Source organism: Streptomyces sp. NPDC025793 (assembly GCF_055558375.1).
Genome location: NZ_JBVHMR010000132.1, coordinates 1 through 2,457 on the forward strand (window position 1 = coordinate 1; position 2,457 = coordinate 2,457).

The window sequence follows — 2,457 nt, forward strand, 5'->3', positions numbered from 1 at the left end:
ATCTCCGCCCTCGCCAAACGCGCAACCGGCGAAACCACCCCAACCTGGCGAGACGCATAAACCGCAATCACCCGCGAACTACACGAACCAGACGTCCTCTTAGAGGACGTTCGTGTCATCCATGGGCTGATTTAGGATAGTTAGGCCGCGCCGGGATCCGCCGCGTGCAGGCAGAACAAGCAGTATGTCTCTTCAGTTGGAGCGCGCTGGAACTTGTGTTTCACCCGAGTTGATACCGATAGCTCCTGTCCGGTTTAAATACGCCCCTGAAGGCCGCTTTTGCCTCGCTCGATCGAGCGACATGCCCGGTTGGGGACCTCGTGCATGAGTGGTCCCATGACCTCTTCACAGCAGCGCGAGCCGTACCCGAGTGATCTCTCCGATGCCCGCTGGGCGTTGATGGAGCCGGCCTTGACGGCCTGGCGGCCCGAGCGGCAGAAGACCTCCCTCAACCTCGGCGGAAAGGCCACTGACCTGCGAGAAGTCATGAACGCGATCCTCTTCCTCAACCAGACCGGCGTCCCATGACGCTACCTGCCCCACGACTTCCCGCCGCACACCACCGTGTTCGGCTACTTCAGCGCCTGGACCGCGGACGGCACCATCGAGAAACTCGGCCTCCACCTGCACCGGATGGTCCGCGAGCAGGCAGGAGGCACCGCCGAACCCACCGCCTGCGTCATCGACGCCCAGAGCGTCAAGACCGCTGCCAGCGCGGCCAGCTCCACTGGTGAGGTCACCCCGTCCAGCAGCGCCTCCAGCACGGCCCGCGCCGTCTTCGACCACACCTGCGAGGCCACCGAGGTCAGCTTGATACCGGCGTCCTGCAGCACCTTCTCCAGCCGCTGGATGACCCGCACCCGCTCCTGGGACACCGCCGTACGCGCCCGCGTCAGATCCCGCAGTTCCCGGAACTCCTGCACCGGCACGAACGACGGCCGCACCAGACCGCACTCCAGGATCCGGCCGATCCACACCGAATCAGCGACATCGGTCTTGCGGCCCGGCACGTTCCGCAGATGTGCCGCGTTCACCAGCCGACAGGTGAACCGCCCCTCCAGCGCGGCGAAGACGGGCTTCCAGTACACCCCGTCGCTTCCATACCGACCAGCTCCACCCCTTCGCAGGCCAGCCAGTCGCCCAGGTCGGCCAGCGCGCGCACGGTGGTCTTGAAGGTCCGGGTCTCCGTTGCCCGTGAACCCCTGCGCTGCCCCGGCGAGCGAACCGTCGCCACCGCCGTGTCCCGGTGCACGTCCAGTCCGGCACACCGCTCGAAGATCACCCGCACGCCCGGCCTCCTCCGTGACAGCACCCATCAACGTGCCGCCCGGAGGGGGCCTAATGATCCAAAGAGCCTGAGATTCGCGCTCGCAGCAGCAGTCAACAATCCCTCAAGCCCCAGCGTCATACTTTTCCCCGGACTCGTGGATACCAAGCGTCACCGACGTCTGCCCGGACCGCACCCACCAGCATGCGAACGGCGCCACAGAGCACTCAACCCGCGCACAGAAGCCAACCACCCACCGGCCAGATGCCGTTACGCGCCCCGGATTCTCATCCCGCCACGGTGCCGGCGCACAGCGCCGTCATGGGTACTTTTCCAACCTGGTTGCTGAGCCTGCCTCGTACCGCTCGGATCGGGTGGTAGGGCACCAACAACAACCACGGCACCTCTGATCGGCGGTTACCAACGGGCCCACACAACCCTCGACCATCGGCAACCCGCAGTCATCGGCTCTGGCCGGTCAGGAGCCCTATCGCCCTAACCAGGTCAGGAACCGCGTCCGCCCTTCACCGCACTGACCATCGCTGGAGGAGTGGGTGTTGTTTGGGGTGAAGGTGGAGCCATAGGGCTCGGAGCTGAGCGAGCAATCCTCTCGGACGGGCTGGAGAGCGTAGTAGCCGAACGCGACCAGTGCCACGACGACCAGGGCAGACAGAAGGTAGCGGCGGGCTATCGGCGAAGGCATCACGTGATCCTCCTGACATTTCGCAACGGGTCTCTGCCGCCTTTCTGAGGTTGCCCAGAACCTGCTCCTGGGACAGGGAAGTCGGGCTGACAACATGGTGAAGCCCCTGGTAGACGGGTTTTCGACCAAGAGAACCGTCTCCACCAGAGGCTTCACATGCTTGTCTACCCGTCGGGCGTTGATGTGTCCAGCTCTGTCCTCCGTTTCCTCACCCAGCAGTTGAGGCGGCACCGCCGCGAGATCGGCTCACGCCGGCGGCGTCTGAGCGCCGGCCGCCAGGCCCTGCTCGCACTCGCCCACCTGCGGGTGGGCCACACCTATGCCCAACTCGCGGCAGGGTTCGGCGTCGGCACCGCGACGGCCTACCGCTACGTCACCGAGGCTGTCGAGCTCCTAGGCCGTTTCTGATGGCTCTTGCTGGTTTGGTGGATCAGCTCTTCGGCTGGGCAGGTGCGCTTCATGGTGCGGCGACATGAGCTCACGGATG

Annotated in this window: 3 pseudogenes; 2 read left to right on the forward strand and 1 reads right to left on the reverse strand. The window is 65.2% G+C overall.

The annotated features are described in order from the left end of the window. Positions 1 to 336 precede the first annotated feature (336 nt). Positions 337 to 729 (forward strand): annotated as a pseudogene (locus tag ACZ4MF_RS48830) (transposase); the annotation flags it as partial. A gap of 104 nt (positions 730 to 833) precedes the next feature. On the opposite strand, the pseudogene ACZ4MF_RS48835 reads toward ACZ4MF_RS48830, so the two are convergent. Further along, positions 834 to 1,316, reverse strand: a pseudogene (locus tag ACZ4MF_RS48835) (IS110 family transposase); the annotation flags it as partial. An 810-nt stretch (positions 1,317 to 2,126) separates the two neighbouring features. On the opposite strand from ACZ4MF_RS48835, the pseudogene ACZ4MF_RS48840 reads away from it, so the two are divergent. Beyond that, positions 2,127 to 2,366: pseudogene (locus tag ACZ4MF_RS48840) on the forward strand (helix-turn-helix domain-containing protein); the annotation flags it as partial. Between the last annotated feature and the right edge of the window lie 91 nt (positions 2,367 to 2,457).